Here is a 19922-nt window from a genome sequence, read left to right as displayed (position 1 = left end):
AAATTTTTAAAATTAAATTAGGAGGTTTAAAATGATAGCAATTGTTTCAAATCGAGTTTTCCCTCGTTGCAAAAATACTTCATTGCTAATTATTAGTGATAAACCAGAAGTTATTATTACCCGTTTAAAAGAAAATGGCTTTGCGCATAATACCTTATGAAAAGTTACTACTAATTATAATGGTGAATATAAAGATAACGCTTATATGGTGATGATAACTATTCCTCTAACAATGTTTAAACGAATTGCTGAAACCATCTTATTACCTGATAATGATGCCATTATTCGGGCTCAAACAACTTATAAAGCTAAACATATGCCACATAATGATAATTAAGATATTTCTTAAAATAAAATAGCACCCAATTGGGCGCTATTTTATTTTTAACTATGATCCATAAATTTATAACGGTTAAATAAATAACATAATAATCACGTTGCAAAAGCATTGACAACAAGCAAGGTAGTTAATGTTCCAATTAGACTTCTCTTATTATTAGGAGCCATTGTTTTAAAGTCATATTCATAATACTTATTATTTACTTTATGCACATCATATAAAACTTGAGTTGGGAAAGACCCTTGGGCAAATATCCATAATGTATAAGGATCAATTAACTGCTTTAATGTAATCTCAAAATGAGTAACAAAATAAACATTTCTAACAATTTTACTAATATAACCTTCTCAAGCAGAAATCGTACTAGACGTACTATAAATATAGTTTCAAAGTGCTTTTTCTCGTAATTCTAATTGTTGTGCGAAAGTATTATTTATAGTATTAAAAATATTTTTTAAAAAAGCAGGATGATTTAAAATTAAATAAGAAAAATACTGCTCAAAAAATGAAGAATTGTTTTCAAAAATCAAATTATTGATTTCTAAAAATTTTAATTTTAATTGTTCACCTTTTTCTAAAAAATTACTTAGCTGCTTAAACTCATTTTCTTTTTTAAAAGTTTTTAATAATTCTTTTTTTATAGTATTGACATAAGTGTTTTGATTTAGAACTGAGTTCTTATTAATTTGTCCATTTTGATATAATGGAAATAACGATTGATTATCTAATGGATTAATATTGAATTTTATACTAAAATCAGATGTCTGTAATCCATTATTTTTAATAAAGACCAAATTATAAACCTTGTTTTCATCACTATATTCCAAATTATTTTTAGCATTTTGGACAAATGTATTAATAATATTTTCATTATCAATCAATGATGAATTAATAAGATAACTACTCATTTGATAAAATGCCTTAATATTTTTATCTAAATTATTCTCTTCTAAACTTTTTAATAAATCTAAGTAATATTGGTTTTCCGAAACTAGCAAATAATTAGCATCAATATAGCTTAAATCTAAAACTTGAAATTCCACTTGTTGAACTCCACTGTAACGTTGTGTAAATGGTGGAAACTGTTTTAAAAAAAATAAATTACTATTATTAGCATATGGAATTAAAGGTATAATTCAATTTAAAGCAGTAAAAAGTAGACTAAGAAAGGTAATAAAAGTTAAAGCAAAAAGTTTTGATGTAAGAAAACAAAAAAGAAAAATTAATGGAATTAACAATATTAAATATAATAAAATTATTAAATAAAATTTTAAATAAACAAAATAATCATAAACATTAGTAGCCTGCAACAAAATAGTTAAAACAACACTTGGTAATAACATTAGGATTGTAAAAAATAAGGCACTAAAACAATATAAAAAGGTCAGTTTGAAAAAAATTAAATTACTTCGATTTTTAAAATTAAGCACATAAGTATAAAGAATTCCGTTATTTTGTTCCTCCTTAAAATTAGCAATAATTAGGTAAGTAACAAAAATTGGAATAAAAATAAAATATACTATTCGAAAAAAAACCATAATAAGAGTTGCTGCTCCACTCTCAATGATTTGCTTATAATTTAAAAAGAAAAAAGTGAAAAAAAGCCATGTTATAATAATCCCAAAAAGTATTCATAATCATATTATTTTTGATTTAAAATTTTTTTTAAATAAAAATAATCATAGATTCATTAAAAAATAACTCCTTATCTTTTTTTCTAACTTAGCAATTTCAATTTGTTTATAATATAACTCATCAAGTTTTTCATTTTTATAATCAAAACTATTGCTATATAAAATTTTGCCTTTATTAAGAATAATGACATAATTAACTAAAAACTCTAACTCTTGTAAAATATGTGACGCAATAATAATTATCATATTAGGTTTTCTTTGATGTAATTTAGCAATTAACTCATAAACTTGTTTCCTAGTATCGGGATCTAAATTAGCAGTTGGTTCATCTAAAATTAATAAGTCTGGATCATTAATTAAACTTAGAGCTAACAAAAACTTTTTTTTCATTCCACTTGAAAATGCGGAAAAACTTTTATCTGCATGATCTGTTAAATCAAAATATTCTAATACCTTTGGAACTAATTCCTTTGCTTTTTCATATTTAATTTTTGTAATAAAAGTTTCATAAAACAAAATATCTTTTGCACTTGTATGACGATAAAAACTAGTGTTAGCAGGTGCAAAAGATATTTTTTTTGCATCAACAAAAAAGTCATCATATTTTAAGGATTGATCTTTTTTAATTAGTCCTAAAATAATTTTAATTAATGTGGTTTTCCCGGCACCGTTTGGTCCAACCAACCCTATAATTTGACCACTATTGATTTTTAAATTAATATCATTAAGAATTTTCTTATGTTTATATTCAAAAAGCAGTTTCTTGCATCTAATTATAGCCATTATGTAAATCTCCTTCTTTCTGAAATCTAATTTTCCAATAAAGTTATTTCAGTTTCTATTTTTTTAATATTAGCAAGTGTTTTACTCAATTGTTCTTTTAAATTTATTAATGTATATTCCGTATATTTCCTATCAAGATGAAACCATGTTCGAAAATTTTTAATTTCCAAATATTGAATTTGTCAAATTCCAATATTGGTTACATGTTTAATATTAAAACCTTTAACTTCATATTCTGAACCATTTCATGTCTTAAATTTAATAGAAGCATTGGAATATGTTCACCACCCATTTATTTGTGGTATTTTAGGTCCTAGATGAATTCAAATTGAACTATTAACAAAATTATCACTGAGATCATCATAGTACATTGGTAGATTATTATAATATATTTCATGTTCTCCATACTTTGTTGCTATTCATCATGCCCAGCCACGTTGACCAACATAAACATCATAAGTAAAACGTATTTTATTTAATTTTGGCTGATAATATTGTAATCAATTAAAATTAGTTTTTCTCTCTGCATGAAAATTATCTCAATAATATGCCTTTGGTTTTGTTACTCCAATTTGGGCAATAGCAATTTCTTCTTTTAAATCTTTAACTTTATTTTGTAAAATTTTAATTTGCTCTAATTTAATTTTAATAATATTATATTTTTCATCACTAGCAATACTAATTAAATTATTTATCATATTAGTTAATTGAATAATAACTGCATCTTTAAATTGAATTACCTCAAATAAAAAACTAATAATAGTATCTTTGTTATCAACATTAAAACTACTTATACGGTTAATTAAGGTATGACAACGAGAAATTAAATGTGATATTTGTGCAGGGTCTTTTTTGCGCATTTTTTCTAATATCAAAACCATATTTTGTAAATTATTTTTAACTTTGTCCCGAATATCACTACTATATTTATGTAATGAATTAATTATCATTGTTTTATCATCAGTTGCTATTAATTCATTTTTTAATTCATATAAGCGCGTAATTGCGCCAATATTTTTATAGTCACCCTCTGTTAACACTTCATCAATCTTACTAATTAATTCTACTTTAACAGGAATAGTATTAATGTTATGGTCCTGTAATGTTATAAATGTATTAATATATATTTGAAAAAAACCTAAATCAGCATTTGTTAATGTTATTTGCTCCTTGGCACTAATTATATTATTTAAATCATTATTTTGTTGAGCTTGATAATTTAAAGGTATTATATTCATTGATGTTCCCATAATAATGGCTGTTAACAACATCTTTTTCATAATATCGGTCCTTTCTTTTACTTGTTAATATTCAATATATCTTCATAGTAAATTTCTTGAAAGTTAATATTACTGTAAAATTATTTTTTCATTGTTGATTCTAAGTTACATTTAAATTCTTTAAATGACAATTTAATCTTATCATAGGACAAATAAAAAAAGCAATGTTAATATTGCTTTATCCTTAATTCTGTGCGAAAGTAAAAGTAAGATAACCATCTTGGGATAATTTAACCCCTTCTGATTCTTTTGCTACTTTAACTGCTAATGTTACTCGTGGATTATTTCTAAATCAATCGGCATCCGGGTTTTGCCCATTTGTCAATTTTTCTTTAATACCATTTAAATATAAGTCTTCTAGTTTTTCAGCTTTATTATCACTTGAAAATTCCTTAATTTGTTTATGATCATTATCTAATAAAACTAAGCTTGCAGCTTGATGTGATCATGCTAAAACTTGTGCCATTATCTCAGCAGTTGCTAATGATTCTAATTCTGTTTCAAGTTTAGTATAAAAATTTTTTTGTAAAAAATTTTGTTCATTAGAACCATCCATATTAAAAAATGTTTCATATGTTTGATCTTTTTTAACATCTTTTACATCAGTTGCTGATGTTAAAACTTTGTTAATTGCATCAATTACTTTTTGATCAATCAAATTATATTGACTTTTCGCTTTTTCGTTTTTGTTACATGCAACAACAGTTGTTGTTCCGGTTGCTGTTAATCCAAGAACTCCTAATATACTTAATAATCGCTTCATTTCTTTCTCCTTTTTTGTTTAACAAGAAAAGTAACAATTAAGTTCTTTTCTTAATACAAGTATAAAAAAAAAAAAAAAAAAGGAAAAACACCTTTTTGCTAAAATTTCTATTAACCAAAACCTATTTTCCTATTTAAAAATACTTTTTTACGATTTCTTTACATTTGTAACTTAAAACAAGAAAGTTTTTAGTACAATGTTTATACATAAGGAGGCAATTATGCAAAAAAAAGGTTACTGTCATATTTATTATGGCGATGGTAAAGGAAAAACATCCATTTTAAATGGAATGACAATTCGTGCTTTAGGTTATCAATGAAAGGTTAAATATTTACGATTTCTAAAAAATCGTATTTCTGGTGAAATGTTATTCTTCCAAAAGCTAGCTGATCCTAATTTAGAAGTAATTAACTATTATTCATCAAATACAAAGTTTTTTTGAGAAATGAATGATGACGAAAAAATAATTCTTCGTCAAGAAATGCGGGTTGGTTTTGAAGACCTCAAAAAATTGAGCCAAGATCCAACGATTGATTTAATTATTGTTGATGAATTACTAGGATGTATTTATAACGGATTAATTACCGAAGCGGAACTAATTGAAGTCATTGCCAATAAAAGCCCAAGCATAGAAATGGCCTTTTCTGGTCATCATATTACCGATAATTTAATTAATGCTGTTGATTTAGTCAGTCATGTTCAAGCAACAAAGCATTATTTTTATCAAAAAGTTCCAGCCCGAAAAGGAATTGAATTTTAATCTAGTTCCTTGTTAGGTTAATCTTATTATAATAAGATAATCATTATAAAATAAAATAATTCGTTTTAACGAATTATTTTATTTTATAGATAATTAAAAGTATTATGCTTTTCCTAATAATAATTGTTCTAAATCATCAATCATAGCGGTTAATTTAGAAATTAAACCCGTATAAACATTTGAATCAGTATAATCAATACCAATATCTTTTAAAATTAATAATGGCTCTTTTTGACCACCTTGTTTTAAAAATTTTAATAAGTGATCTGGCTCACCATTAATAACATCATTATAAAGTTTAAAAGAAGCGACAATACATGTGGCATATTTATAAACATAATACGGTGAATTAAAGAAATGTAAAATTCGTGGTCATCCGTATGATTTTTTCGTTGCATCATACTTGTCAAAAACAGTGTAACCAAATTCATTTGCCTTTTGTTCAAAAAGATCAGCTAATTTATCAGCATCTAATGGTTCATTATTTTCAACCATCTTATGGGCTGTTCATTCAAAATCAGCAAAATGAATTTGACGGAAAAAGGTAGCCATAATTTCATCAATTCGATTTTGTAACAAATAAATTTTTTCTTCCTTACTTGTGGCATGTTTATATAAGTAATCAAACAATAAGTGTTCATTAACCGTTGAAGCAACTTCAGCTAAAATAATTGGATAATTATTTAACGGATATTTATTATTTAAATCGGCTAATAATGTATGTACTGAATGTCCTGCCTCGTGTGCTAACGTATTAACTGATCCAATTGTGTCATCTCAATTCATTAAAATAATTGGATCAACTCCTGAACCACCCGATGAGTAAGCGCCGCTTCGTTTATTAGTATCTTCAAAATAATCAATGCGATGATCACTTCATGCTGCTTCTAGCTGTGCTAAATAATCCTGTCCTAATGGTTGTAATGATTCACGAATCATTGCTTTTGCTTCTTCGACAGTATATTTTTTATCTAACGAAGCAACATTACTTACTAACTTTAAGCTACGATCTGTTGCATAAAATTTTTTAAATTTAAAATGCTTTTTCAATAATTCATTATAACGAACAAATAAATGACTATTTTCTTGACCATATTTAATTAAACTTGCGTAAATTTCTTCAGAAACATCATCACTACTTAATGCTGCTTGTAAGGTATTTTGATAACCACGCAAACGAACTGCTTCAACACTATGCTGAATAATTCCTTCATAAACACGAGCAAAAGAGTGTTTTTTATCAGTTAAATGCTCTGTAAATAATTGGGCGGTTTTAATCCGAAATTCTTGGTCAGCTAACGGGTCAGATTTTTCCATAATTTCACTATAAACTGCACTTGTCAATTCAGTATTTTTGCCATGATAATCAATAAAAACTGGTTTTTTATCTGCATATGCTAATAAATCATACAAATCATAAGCAACCCCCCGAGAACGGGTAACCAACGCCAATACTTCTTCATCACGTTCTGATAAAATATATTTAGCATTTTTAAAAAACTTACGATAACTATATTCATAGGTGCTAAGATCTGCATCATTTTTAATTCACATCATTACAGTATCTTTACCAATTGCCTTTAACTCAGGAGCAATAAAAGCTAATTGACTTGAAATTTGATTTAAAGTATTCGAATAAATTCCCGCTAATTCTTGGTATGACAAATCCGTTGTATCAATATCCCCCATATGCAAGTATTGTCCCATTTTACTAGCAAGTAAATCAATTTCTTCATCCAATAAAACATATTTTTTAAAAACACCTGGATCATTTAATTTTCCTTTAAAAGTAATAATTTCTTCTAGTTTTTTTACAATTTTAGCTAAATCAGCTTTTCATGCCTTATTATCCTGATATAGGTGGCTAAAATCTCATTTATATTGTGCTGGTGCGTCATTTCGCTTCATTATTTATCCTTCTTTCTATCAAAACTATATTTCATATTATAGCGGAAAAACAAAATATTTTTGTCGTTATTCTATATAATGTTATAATATTATTTATATAATAACCTATATAGAAAGAGGGAAATTTACAATGGTATTATTAAATGACAAAAAACAAGATTTAACATTAAAAGCAGTTTTTAAAGGAGACGACATTAATCCATTAGTTGTTCAAGAAAATGGTGTTACAACATTGATTTCAGAGCAAAAAACAATTTATGTTTATTTTGAAAAAGCATTAACTTTTAAAAAAGCTGAGGATTTTATTAAAAAATTTATGGGAACAATAAAATATGATTTAAATATTGAAGTTGATACTTTCAAAAAAGGAGCAGAACCAAATAGCCATCTTTTTAAAGCCCTAGCCGAAGGAACATTATATGCTTTAAACGATAGTTATACTTTAAAAACAGAAAAAAAAGAACAAGAAACTTATACAATTAACTTAATTCATAATTGTGATAAAGCAGCAACTGTTTTTGAAGAAATTAAAATTAAAATGGAATTTGTTAATTTTGCCCGTATGTTGCAAGATACACCTCCAAATTTAATGTATCCAGAAGTTTTTGCCGAAAAAATTGCAGATGCTGCTAAAGGAATCACCAATTTAAAAGTTACTATTTTAGATAAAAAAGAAATTGAAAAAGAAAAAATGGGATTATTATTATCTGTTAACGCTGGAAGTTACTTAGAACCACGAGTTGTTGTCTTAGAGTACACCGGTGATCATAGTAACAAAGAAAAAGTTGGTTTAATTGGTAAAGGAATCACTTTTGATAGTGGTGGGTATAATTTAAAACCTTCAACTGCGATGGCAGGAATGAAATTTGATATGTCAGGAGCAGCTATTGTTTGTTCAACAGTTTTAGCTTTAGCAAAAGCACAAGTTAAAACAAATATTGCCGCTGTTGCTTGTTTAACTGAAAACCGTATTGGCGGAAAAGCAACCCTAACTGAATCAGTTATTACTTCAATGAACGGAAAAACAGTTCAAATTGACAATACTGATGCTGAAGGAAGATTAGTCTTAGCTGATGGTATTACTTATGCAATTCGTAAATTAAATGTTAACAAACTAATTGAAGCTTCAACTTTAACAGGGGCAATTCTAGTTGCCTTAGGAAAATGATTAACTGGGGTCTTTGCTAATAATGATGGTTGATATGACCAGTTTGCTAATGCCGCAACAAATGCCCACGAAGGAATTTGAAGAATGCCAATCTTAGAAGAACATACAGCAGTAATGCGTAAAACACCAATTGCTGATTTAACTAATGCTGAAAGTTCACGCTTTGCAGGAAGTTCAACTGCTGCCGCCTTCTTATGTGAATTTGTTGAAGATAAACCATATATTCATTTAGATATTGCTGGAACAGCTGATACTAACGATGGTCGTGGAACTGGAGTTATGATTAAAACTTTATTTGAAATGTTTAAAGGTTAACACCCAGCATCTTGTCAACGCAAGATGTTTTTTTATTTCATAAAAAATAGATTTACTAATCGTAAATCTATAATCATCGTTTAAATATTTTAATATACAATACCTTGACGCCTTGACTCATAAAACAATAGCCCGCTACTAATAAGGTAAATCAAGCAAAGTATATCGCTGGTAATGGTGCTAAACTTAATTGTGGTCTCACTGATGTATATGGTAACGCAATTCCGACCGTAATCACGGCAACCCCTGCCACCAATAATTGTCATGACGACATTGATTGAAAGAATGGAATTTTTCTTGTTCGATATAGTTGCACAATTAAGGTTTGTGTCACTAATCCTTCAACAAATCATCCTGTTTGGAATAAAGTTACTTGTTCTGCAGTAATGTGTTGTGGATTGGTTAGCACACCAAAGTAGTAGCCCATAACAACAAAGGTTAAAATATCAAAAATTGAGGAGACTGGTCCATTAATAAAGACAAACGGTAAAATATCTTTTGTTGTTCATGTTTGTGGTTTTGCTAAGAAATCCGCATCAACTTTATCAAAAGCAACTGCCAATTGCGACATATCATACAATAAGTTTTGAAATAAAATTTGAATTGGCATCATTGGTTGAAATGGTAACCACGCCGAAGCCACTAAAATACTTAATACATTCCCAAAGTTGGAAGCAATTGTAATTTTAATATATTTTAGAATGTTTCCAAAAATTTGTCGGCCTTGAACAATTCCCTTTTCTAATACTAATAATGATTTTTCTAACAAAATAATATCTGATGCCTCTTTTGCAATATCGGTTGCATTATCAACAGAAACAGCAACATCACTTTGCCGTAGAACTGGCGCATCATTAATTCCATCACCCATAAAACCAACAACATGTTTATTTTGTTTTAAAGCGGTAATAATCTTGGCTTTTTGCAATGGATTTAATTTTACAAAAACATTATTTTGTTCAACAACATCACGAAGTTCAAATTCACTTAACTTTTCAATATATTCACCCGTTACAACCCCTTTAATTTTTAAATGAACACGATCACAAATTGCCCGTGTTACTTGCTCATTATCCCCTGTTAAAATTTTTAACTGAACACCATTTTTACGTAACAATTGAATCATCTTTGCTGCTGATGGCTTTGGTTTGTCTAAAAACGAAGCAAAACCATAAAAGATTAAGTCTTTTTCATCAGCTGGCGAATAATAAGTATCAGCATCATGGCCATGACTATATGCTAACCCAACAACTCGCAAGCCCTGACTATTCATTCGTTCTGTTGTTGCATTAATCATTCGTAAATGCTCTTCAGTTAAATCTTCAACTTGTCCATTATATTCAATTTTTGTACAATTTTTAACAATCTCTTCAATTGCTCCTTTACAAATCAAAGTGTGGTGCTCATCTTTGCTCCCAACAACAACCGTTAACTTACGTCGATTAAAATCAAACGGAATTTCATCAATTTTATGATAGTCATTTTTAAAATTTGATAAATGATGCTCATCAATATAATGAATAATTGCTTTGTCCAATGGATTTTTTAATCCTGTTTGAAAATAACTATTTAAGTATAAATATGATAATAATCGATCATCCTTCTTCTTATCTAATAGTTGATAATCAACTAATTCAATTTTATCATTTGTTAACGTCCCTGTTTTATCAGTACATAACACATCAATTGCCCCTAAGTTTTGAATAGCCTCTAATTTCTTAACAACAACCTTAGCTTTACTCATTCGACTTGCTCCACGTGCCAAATTAGAAGTTACAATCATTGGCAACATCTCTGGGGTTAACCCAACCGCAACTGAAATGGCAAATAATAGCGCTGTTAATCAGTCATTTTTCGTAACACCATTGATAACAAAAACAATTGGGACCATCACAAACATAAAAGATAATAATAACCATGTTGTTCTCTTAATTCCACGATTAAAACTATTTTCGGGTGGTTTATCTTGCAATGTTTTTGAAATTGTTGCATAATATGTATCTTGGCCGACACCAACAACAATTGCAATGGCACTTCCTGAAACAACACTAGTTCCTGTATAACAAATATTTTCTAATTCTAATAAACTTGGTTTACGTGAATTATAACTAGCATGTTTTTCAATTGGAATTGATTCTCCTGTTAAACTTGACTGATTAATAAAAAGGTCATTACTTCATAACACTCGAACATCAGCAGGAACCATGTCGCCACTTGATAAATAAATTAAATCTCCTTGTACCAATTCATGAATTTCTAATTCTTTTGCCTCTCGAATTAAACTAGTATTATTTTTAATTGAAACATTAGCAACTTTTTCATCTTGTTCTAACCGAATCACGGTAATTGTATTACTAACTAAATCAGTCAATTTTTTTGTAACTAAAAAACTACGAATATCTTGAATATAAGCAATGGTAGTACTAATAATAATCATAATTGCAATAATAATAACCCCAATTACTTCAAAACTATCACCATCCAAAGTAAAATAACTTACTAAATTATAAGTTGCAATGGCTGCTAAAACAATATTAAAGGGATTTAATAATACTTTTAAAAAATGTTTAAACCAATGAAATTTTGCTTTTTGTTGTGAATTATCACCATATTTTTTTCCCATCTCTTTTGCTTCGTCATAATCTAGACCAAAATTTTGCAGATCAAAATGTTCTAAAATTTCAGCTTGCGAAAATTGTGAAATTTGCTTAATTTCATCCGTCTTTAAAAATCCAACTTCTTTTTTTCGCCCCTTAAAGTCTTTATTATCACCTTTAAATTTAGTTATTATTTTTGCCATTCCAAAACTCCTTCCTCTGATAAAAATTACATCCCAACCACTATAAATTTAGGACTTTTAGCACAATTAAAAATCAATAATTGGTAAATTAAAACTTTAAAGTAATAAAATTCCTAAATCCATAATATCTTTCTTTTTCATAATTTTTATACATTTGAATAGTTTAGACCACAACCTTCTTTTTTTATTTTTACATACTAATTATAACGAAAATAATACAAAAAAATCCATAATATTAATTAATAAATGTTATGTTGAAATAAATTATGTGGTTATTAAAATATATTTTTAAATGCTTATATCGCTTAAATAAGCATTTAAAACCAAAAAAGATCCTTTCTTTTTTAATTAATTTGACAAAATCAAATAAAATTACCTATAAAATAATTTACAGGTAATTTAGTTCTAGTTTATAATATTCACTTTATATTGCAGTGTTTTTAAATTTGTTATACATTAACAAATCCTGATACTCATGCAAAGATAACAGCAATTGCTCCAATGGCTGCAAAAGCAGCTGGAACGGCTCATGATGATGCTGTTACTGTTGTTTCTGCTGCAATTAAAACTGGATAGACAATTTCTTTAAAAGATGATGCAATTGTTCGAATATTTCATGCTCAACTTGCAGAAGAAAGTATTCCTGGATCTAAATTAGTTTTATGTCGATAAAATCCGATCCCAGCGGCAGCAACACCTAAACTAGCTGAAATAGCAGTAGCAGCAATTGCTCAAGGGATACTAATTCCGAATCATCATGCTGCTGCTCAAAAACCAGCGGCAGCAACACCAGCAATTACAGCAAGCGTTGATAAAGTATTTTGTGCAATCATTAAATCTTTATCGAATTTAGCTAAAGCTTTTTTAGCATCATCTAGATTTTTAATTTCCTGATTACTACTAAAAGTACTATTATAAAAATAGTTATTCTTATTTAATAAAATACTATTAAATTGTGGTGTAACATTTATATTACTTGGAGTTTTATACATATCTTTTTCACTAAAATCGTGTCCCTTTTGATCAATTTCTTTAAGGAATTCATCAAATGTTAGGTTTTTATCTTTAATACTATCAATAAACTCAATTGACTTTTCTTGTGCTTTTTTACGCATCTCTTCTAAATTATTTACCAAATTAAGAGTTGGACTAAGTTGACTATATGAACTTGAATCTTTTGAAGTAAAATAATTTTTAACGCTATTTCAATTAACGGTTGAGAGATCAAGACTTGTTTTTTGTACTTCATGACTTTTATTTTCTGTTTCAGTTTGTACAGTTGTTAATATTGCTGATGTACTAATTGTTAAAGATGATAAAATAATTAATAGTGATTTCATATTTTTCATACTCCTTGTACTCCACCCACCCTTACTATCGTTAATAATATAGAATATCCCACTAAGAAATATATTATTGAAATCATAGTTTAATTATATTAATAAAAAATATAATGTAAATATATTTTACTAAAAATTCCATTAATTTAATTTTATATGGAATATTATTTTAAATAGTTTATTAGAACTTTATATTGTTAATCGTTCAAGATTATTCTTTCACTTTTATTTTAACTTATTTTAAGATTAAAACTTTATTAAGTATTCAAATTAAGGTTACCCCAACATAATATAAAAATGATATTAATTTAATTTTAATATCATTTTTATTTGTTTTTAAAAAACTATATTAAATTGTATATTATCTTGTATCATAGCAGATTAATAAATAACATCCTAGTTTGGCATTAACTAAAAGACCAATAGAATAATACTTTGACTATTAATTTTATAAAAAACGGGTTGCAATGTTAACATTGCAACCCGTTTTTTATGATTATTATCCTCTAACAAGTCCAAACGTTGTTTGATAACCACTATAAACTGAATAAATAAATGAACTATCTTTATCAGCACCAAAACGATAATCAAATGTAAAATAAGGATTACCACCAGTTGTTACACCCGGTTCATATGAACCCTTCGGATAAAGCATATTATCATCACCATCAACATAATATAACATTGAGTTTGCTGTTAAAGCATTATATGACTCACCTAACCGGAATAAATCAAGATCTTCTAAACCAATAGCATAAGATGATGCTTTAAAACTCTCTTCCAGAATACTTCACATTTTTTTCAAATTACCACTTGATTTTAAATATTTTTTTATTTCATCAAAATCTTTTGTTGAGACATGAAAAATTGAACGTTTACCAGTTAAATATGTTTCAATCCGATAATACTTATTAAAGGCTGAAATAATATTTCCAAAATTTGTTAATTTTTTGTCTAATCCTTGAACAGAAATTTCAACACTAACATTTAAAGCTTGATTATTATCTGTAACAACCCCCGATAATGGGAATCCCGCTACTTGAATTTTTAATAAATTAACATTAAACGATCCTAATTGTAAAATCCCTTCACTAGTTTCGAAAATTGGCATTATTGAGCGATAAAAACTTAAAAATTTTTGACCCGTTAATTGATCGGGATTAAATCCTTCCCCAGTTCAGTTAGCTGTTGTATTTTTTGCAATAAGATTGAAAACTTCATTTGAACCTGCGACATTACCAGCCGCAGCGTCCGTAATTGGAGCTGATACTAAATTTAATATTTGCTCTGAATCAACAAAAGTAATCTGATCTTTTAATGGTACCAAATCTGGATCTGTTTTAATAAGTTCTTCAAGTTTTAATGTTACAATAGTATCTAATTTTTGATAGTTATTACTATAAATAATATCAAACTCATCATACAATGTTCTAAAATCTTTGTTACTATCAATTTTAATACTTTTTATCTGATTAAAATAATTCACAATTGGTTTTACTACCTTTGCTATAATTCCCGATAATAACTTTTCAACAATTTCAACATCCCCTGTTAAAACATATGAAATTACAATTGGGACTGTTGTACTTAAAGTTTTAAATTGAACATTAAAATTAAAACTGAAATCTAACCGAACAGCATCAACATTTGTAACATCAACGTTTATTATTTTTGCTAATTGCTTTAAATCAATATAATTTAATTTATACTTAACTGAATTCTCGATAACTGCTAACGGTTCACCTGTTGGATAATAATTTGGATAATCGTTAATAATTGCATTATTAATATTGTCAAATTCAGCATTAAAACCCGTTCTAACTAATTGTAAAATTTTTGCTGCATCAGGATTATTAACATCAATTACAGCAGATGGCTTTTCTGACGATACCATTTGATATAACTTTTCAAAACTAATATCATATTTTGTCTCATCAATCATCATTTTTTTTGCAGCGTATGTTTCCAAATCATTTGATGCTCGTTTTGAGATTTCATTTAAAACTTTAGCATCTTTAGCTGCTGCTGAAACATCATTTGGTGCATTGTCATCTACTATCATATTAGTACAACTAATAACCGTAGTAGTCCCTGCCCCCACTAATGTTATTGTCCCTAAAACACTTAATAGTTTTTTCATAATAGTATTTTTCTCCTCTTTGCTTTTTCGTTATAATTTTAAATTATGACAAAAAAAAAAAAAAAAAAAAGCAATAGGTACTGACTTGGAAAATAATTAATTATGTGTGATCGCTGAGATGGATGTGTACCCAAAAAAAAAAAAAAAACATATCAGAAAGATATGTTCAAATTTTTACTAACTATGTTTTGTTATCCTTAATTTCTTCAACATTATTATCTATAGCATTAGAACTAGTATTCTGACCATTACTACTATTTTGACGATCTATTTCTTGTTGAACACCAATTTTTTTTGCTTTTGTCTCATTATCTCTCATTCATCAGCCAATTCATGGTAAAACTAAAATTAAAATTAATAACACAATCGCTAAAATTGGTCCTGTTTTTTCTAACATTACAATTGCATTTAAAAAATATGAATAAACATTATAACTAATAATTGTTGTAATACAAACAACACTAATAATAGCTGCTGGAATAAAATACCAATTCTTAACTGTTTTAATCCGTTGATGATAACGATTATAAATTCCTAAAGCAATAATTGCCCCATACATAAGAAAGGCCATTACAACTCCGGCATTACTAATAAAGTCATAAAAATTATACGTTTCTTTTGCAAAAATGGTTGGAATTCCCATAATTAGTCCTCACACTAATGTTATAATCACCGCAGCAGTAAAGTTTGCTAAATTAAGACTACGTTTTGCCACAATTTTATTACATCATTTTGCTCCAATAATAAAATGATCTTCAATTGATGAGCGACTTAATTTTACCATTGAAAAACTATACCCATTTAAAGTTCCAAAAGCACTAATTAAAATAAAGAAGAAAATAATCCGTTCAAAAACCTTGTTTGTAACAGGGTTATTAAAAATATTTCCAGCGGCAGCAGCAACACTTCCACTAGCATCTAAGTTTAAAGTTCCAATTGAAACAATTAAATAAAGAATAGTCACTGATCTTAATCCTAAAACTAAGGCTAATGGAATATTGCGTTCTGGTTTTCTAACATCTTTTTGAATATATGTTGTTGATAAAAAACCATCAAATGAAAATAAGATACCAGGTAAGGCCATTAAAATCATTTCAAAGCCGCTTTTGTTTGATACTAGTTTATACTTGTCAGGAACTCCTAAGCCAGTTTTGCTAAAAGCGTTTGGATCATTATTAAAAAAGAACATTCCAATTAAACCAACTAAAACTAACGGAATTAACTTTAAGACAACAGTTGTCATTTGAATATATTTCCCCGTTTTTTCTAAATAAGTACAAATATACATTAATAAAATAGTATAAAAAATCGCAAAAAAGGTCAATACTAGTTGATAGTTACCATAACCACCAACCTTTTCACTAAAAGCAACTTCAGCTGCTAACCCACCACCAAAAGCTCAAATTGATGCTTTTGTTGTATAATAAGCCACCGTAAAAGTAGTTAATGGAATATAAATATGATTCATCGCATTTCGAACCACACGTCCAAAGCGTTTGCCACCAAATAATTTTGCATACAAAGCAACTCCTGAATTAGAATCTTGTTTTGCCGATGAAATTTCCATAAATGATAATCCAAATGAAAGCGCCATTACTCCTCCGATAATTCAAGCAATTAATCCTAGAATACCGTTCCCATTTGTTAATCCATACACACCCTCGTTTTTAAAGAAGATTCCAGTTCCAACAACTGTTCCAACAACCATACAAAAACACATAAAAAATCCATATTTTTGTGCAGTTTTCTTTTGCATAATTTCACCTCATTCTTTCTATTAATTTAATTTTCCAGTTCTCAAAATTATGAAACGCTAAATAATAATCCCAGTATATTATTTAATATCAAAATTTTAACATAAATATATTTAGAATTTTATCATTAAAATAACAATTACAATAAAAAATAGAAGAAATAACCAAATTTATGGCATATTTCTTCTAAATTCTTGTTTATTGTTATTTTATAATCAATTTTTTACCACTTTCATATAACCAACTTTTGATAATTGCGCGGTAATGCAATATGCAACAATGACCCCTAAAACAATTGGAATATATACCAATGGAGGCGCAGTCATTGGAAAGACATTGTTAAAGACATAAGGAATTAAGAATCCTAATACCACAACAATTCCTGTTGATACATTAACTGGTCAAGTTGGTCTTGATTGAATAAATGGAATTTGTTTTGTTCTGAACATTAACATTACTACTGATTGCGTAATTAGTCCTTCAATAAATCACCCTGATTGGAAAATAGCAACATGATACGCAGCATTTGCTGAATTTGGATCAGCAGCATATGCATTAAAGACACCAAAACCATATCCTAAAATTACAAAGGTAATTATGTCAAAGACACTACTAATTGGTCCATTAACAAAGGTAAATGATAACATTCCCTTTGTACGTCAACGCTGTGGTTGTAGTAAGAAATCTTCATCAACACGATCAAACACAATTGCAAATTGTGAGAAATCATAAATTAAATTTTGAAATAACATTTGCACTGGTAACATTGGCGTAAATGGGATTCATCATGCCACAATAATTAATGTAAAAACATTACCAAATTGTGACGCCATTGTTATTTTAATATATTTTAAAATATTTCCAAATGTTAAACGTCCTTGTTCAATTCCATGTTCAATTACATCTAATGATTTTTCTAATAAAATAATATCGGATGCTTCTTTAGCAACATCAGTTGCATTATTAACTGAAATTGCAATATCGCTTTGGCGTAACACAGGAACATCATTAATTCCATCACCCATAAAACCAACAACATGGTTATTAGCTTTTAGCAAAGCAATAATTCTTGATTTTTCGGTTGGATTTAGTTTAACAAACACATTATTAATTTCAACCGCACGTTTTAATTCATAATCAGTTAATTTGTCTAACTCTTCACCCGAAATAATCCCCTTAATTTGCATTCCAACACGCTCACAAATTGAACGAGTTACAGCAGCATTATCTCCTGTTAAAATTTTTAAATCAACTCCACGAGCAGCTAATACTTTTACCATTTTTGCTGCTGATGGTTTTGGAACATCTAAGAATGTTACATATCCATAAAAAACTAAATCTTTTTCATCACTAACACTGTATGTTTTTTTATCATCATTCACAACTTTATATCCGATTCCTAAAACACGATATCCTTGGTTGTTTAAACGTGTGACAGTACTAGTAATTTGTTTTTTCATTTCATCATCTAAATCAACAACTTTATTTTGATAATAGATTTTATTTGATACATTAATAATTTCCTCAATTGCCCCTTTTGAAATTAATTTTGTTTCTTCTTCATTTTTAACAATAATTGTTAGACGTCGACGTTCAAAATCAAAAGGAATTTCATCAATTTTTTGATATTTATCAGGAGTAAAATAATATGAACTTTCTTTAACATGATCAATAATTGCTGTATCTAATGGATTTTTAATTCCAGTTTGAAAGTAGCTATTTAAGTATAAAAATTTCAATAAATCTGTTTCTTTTTTATTATCTAAACTTGCATAATTAATTAGCTCAATTTTATCATTTGTTAATGTTCCTGTTTTATCAGTGCATAACACATCAATTGCTCCTAAATTTTGAATTGCTCCTAAATTTTTAAAAACAAGTTTACTACGACTCATTTTCCGAGCCCCACGTGCTAAGTTGCTTGTTACAATCATTGGTAACATTTCTGGAACAATCCCAACTGCCGCTGCCGCTGTTCATGTCAATCCCCCTAATCAATCATTTTTAGTTCCTGAATAAATTAGGTAAATAATTGGAGCCATAATTAGCACAAACATAATTAATAAAAACGTCACTCGTTGTACTCCTGTTTGAAAATTTGTTAATGGGCGTTTTTCTTGTAATGCACTTGAAATTGATGAAAAGTATGTTTTAACCCCCGTTTGCACAACCATTGCAATTGCACTTCCTGAAACAACACTTGTTCCCATTAAACAAATATTTTCTAATTCTAATAGATTAGTATTATCTGTTATTGCATGCTTTTCAACTGGCATTGATTCTCCTGTTAATGAAGCATGGTTAATAAATAAATCACGACTAACTAAAATTCGAACATCTGCAGGAACCATATCCCCACTTGATAAGTAAATCAAATCACCCGGCACTAAATCACGAACATCAATATCTTCGCCTTTTTTAATTAGCTCAAACATATTATCCTGATTAATGTTGGCATATCCTTCTATATCTCGAATTACCATTGCCTTATTGCTAACAATACTAATTAATTTTTTTGTCACAAAGTGAGCTTTAATTGTTTGAATGTAAACAACTGTCCCACTAGCAAAAATCATTATCGCCACAATAATTGCTGGTAAAACATCCGCAATTCCCCGTTCAGCAACAGGAGTAGAGAAAAATTCATAAAAGTTTCAAACACTAATTACCATTAAAACTATGTTAAATGGCCCAAAAAATGATTTAAAAAAATTTAAAACTCAATTGAATTTTGTAGGATCTACTTTATTATATCCATATTCTTTTTGTAAATTTTCTACATTAGTAGTTCTTACCCCAAACTGATTATCTTTAAATTCAGTTAATAATTCAGTTTGGTTAAGTTTTGAACATGATTTTAATTTTTTATCGTTAAAATTTAGCTTTTTTAATAAAGCTTCTTTTGTTTTATCTCTCCCAAACATGTTCTGTTTCCTT

At 28.0% G+C, this 19922-nt stretch carries 12 protein-coding genes; 3 read left to right on the top strand and 9 right to left on the bottom strand.

Features of this window, described 5'->3' with window-relative positions; all coding sequences use genetic code 4:
* Positions 1 to 31 precede the first annotated feature (31 nt).
* Positions 32 to 337 carry a hypothetical protein gene (locus E7Y35_RS05560; protein ID WP_283272001.1) on the top strand — a complete coding sequence of 102 codons (306 nt, stop codon included), beginning with the start codon at positions 32 to 34 and terminating at the stop codon, positions 335 to 337.
* A 47-nt stretch (positions 338 to 384) separates the two neighbouring features.
* Here E7Y35_RS05560 and E7Y35_RS05555 read toward each other — a convergent pair whose 3' ends face one another.
* From E7Y35_RS05555 to E7Y35_RS05545, 3 genes are all read right to left on the bottom strand, one after another.
* Entirely contained in the window at positions 385 to 2757 is a 2373-nt protein-coding gene (locus tag E7Y35_RS05555; RefSeq protein ID WP_283272000.1) for an ABC transporter ATP-binding protein, read from the bottom strand.
* Between the two features lie 26 nt (positions 2758 to 2783).
* Positions 2784 to 4037 (bottom strand): hypothetical protein, encoded by a 1254-nt coding sequence (locus tag E7Y35_RS05550; protein ID WP_283271999.1) that lies wholly within the window; start codon positions 4035 to 4037, stop codon positions 2784 to 2786.
* 184 nt (positions 4038 to 4221) lie between these two features.
* Complete coding sequence (locus E7Y35_RS05545) at positions 4222 to 4800, bottom strand: lipoprotein (RefSeq protein WP_283271998.1); 579 nt, start codon at positions 4798 to 4800, stop codon at positions 4222 to 4224.
* Positions 4801 to 5020: 220 nt separating this feature from the next.
* Here E7Y35_RS05545 and E7Y35_RS05540 point away from each other — a divergent pair, with 220 nt between their 5' ends.
* Positions 5021 to 5560 (top strand): cob(I)yrinic acid a,c-diamide adenosyltransferase, encoded by a 540-nt coding sequence (locus tag E7Y35_RS05540; protein WP_283271997.1) that lies wholly within the window; start codon positions 5021 to 5023, stop codon positions 5558 to 5560.
* 102 nt (positions 5561 to 5662) lie between these two features.
* Here E7Y35_RS05540 and pepF read toward each other — a convergent pair whose 3' ends face one another.
* Entirely contained in the window at positions 5663 to 7468 is a 1806-nt protein-coding gene (gene pepF / locus E7Y35_RS05535) for an oligoendopeptidase F (protein ID WP_283271996.1), read from the bottom strand.
* A 130-nt stretch (positions 7469 to 7598) separates the two neighbouring features.
* Here pepF and E7Y35_RS05530 point away from each other — a divergent pair, with 130 nt between their 5' ends.
* A complete protein-coding gene (locus E7Y35_RS05530; protein WP_283271995.1) occupies positions 7599 to 8951 on the top strand; it encodes a M17 family metallopeptidase in 1353 nt (450 codons plus the stop codon).
* 67 nt (positions 8952 to 9018) lie between these two features.
* On the opposite strand, the gene mgtA (E7Y35_RS05525) is transcribed toward E7Y35_RS05530, so the two are convergent.
* From mgtA (E7Y35_RS05525) to mgtA (E7Y35_RS05505), 5 genes are all read right to left on the bottom strand, one after another.
* Positions 9019 to 11751, bottom strand: a complete 2733-nt coding sequence (gene mgtA, locus E7Y35_RS05525; RefSeq protein ID WP_283271994.1) for a magnesium-translocating P-type ATPase — start codon at positions 11749 to 11751, stop codon at positions 9019 to 9021.
* 449 nt (positions 11752 to 12200) lie between these two features.
* On the bottom strand, positions 12201 to 13091 hold the full coding sequence (locus E7Y35_RS05520; protein WP_283271993.1) for a hypothetical protein: 891 nt from the start codon (positions 13089 to 13091) through the stop codon (positions 12201 to 12203).
* A 499-nt stretch (positions 13092 to 13590) separates the two neighbouring features.
* Positions 13591 to 15231, bottom strand: a complete 1641-nt coding sequence (locus E7Y35_RS05515; RefSeq protein ID WP_283271992.1) for a lipoprotein — start codon at positions 15229 to 15231, stop codon at positions 13591 to 13593.
* 181 nt (positions 15232 to 15412) lie between these two features.
* On the bottom strand, positions 15413 to 16987 hold the full coding sequence (locus tag E7Y35_RS05510) for an APC family permease (protein ID WP_283271991.1): 1575 nt from the start codon (positions 16985 to 16987) through the stop codon (positions 15413 to 15415).
* A 207-nt stretch (positions 16988 to 17194) separates the two neighbouring features.
* Entirely contained in the window at positions 17195 to 19909 is a 2715-nt protein-coding gene (gene mgtA, locus E7Y35_RS05505) for a magnesium-translocating P-type ATPase (RefSeq protein WP_283271990.1), read from the bottom strand.
* Positions 19910 to 19922 lie beyond the last annotated feature (13 nt).

Origin of the sequence: Spiroplasma sp. SV19 (assembly GCF_030060925.1) — a bacterium.
Classification (GTDB): domain Bacteria; phylum Bacillota_I; class Bacilli_A; order Mycoplasmatales; family Mycoplasmataceae; genus Spiroplasma.
Note: the sequence above shows the minus strand (reverse complement) of the source record. Positions and strands in the feature narration are given on the sequence as shown.